This window comes from Micromonospora sp. DT43, assembly GCF_049841645.1.
Taxonomy (GTDB): domain Bacteria; phylum Actinomycetota; class Actinomycetes; order Mycobacteriales; family Micromonosporaceae; genus Micromonospora.
The window spans coordinates 1-778 of the sequence record NZ_JBNCKR010000036.1; the positions used below are offsets into that span (position 1 = coordinate 1).

Annotated in this window: 1 pseudogene; it reads left to right on the forward strand. The window is 67.6% G+C overall.

Annotation, left to right across the window (positions count from 1 at the left end):
- Nucleotides 1-752, forward strand: a pseudogene (locus ACLQ26_RS33020) (hypothetical protein); the annotation flags it as partial.
- Between the last annotated feature and the right edge of the window lie 26 nt (nt 753-778).

The following is a 778-nucleotide window of genomic DNA, read 5'->3' on the forward strand; positions in this document are numbered from 1 at the left end:
CGGAGGATGTGCCGGTTTCTGGTGACTGGAACAAGGACGGCGTCGACACGGTCGGGGTGTTCCGGCCCAGTACCTCGACGTGGTACCTGCGTGACGTCAACAGCGGCGACGCCACGATGATCTTCAAGTTCGGTCACGGCCCGTCGGGTGACATCCCGGTGGTCGGTGACTGGAACAAGGACGGCGTCGACTCCGTCGGAGTGTTCCGGCCCAGCAACTCGACCTTCTACCTGACCAACACCAACGCCGCCGGCTCCGCCACCACCGACTACGAATTCAAGTTCGGCCACGGCCCCTCCGGCGACCGGCCGGTAGCCGGTGACTGGAACGGCGACGGCGTCGACTCCGTGGGCGTCTTCCGGCCGGGCACCTCGACGTGGTACCTGACCAACGGCACCAAGGTCGGCTCGGTCAGCACCGACTACGAGTTCAAGTTCGGCCACGGCCCCTCCGGCGACCAGGCCGTCGCCGGTGACTGGAACGGCGACGGCACCGACTCCGTGGGCGTCTTCCGGCCGAGCATCTCGACGTGGTACCTGACCAACGGCACCACGGTCGGCTCCGTCAGCACCGACTACGAGTTCAAGTACGGCCACGGCCCCTCCGGCGACATCGCGGTGCCCGGCGACTGGACCGCCGACGACACCGCCACCGACACCCCCGGCGTACGCCGACCCGGCAACAACACCGTCTACCTCCGCAACACCAACAACGCCGGCCCCGTCGACCAACAGTTCATCTACGGCATCTGACCCACACCACCAGCGGGGCCCGGGAC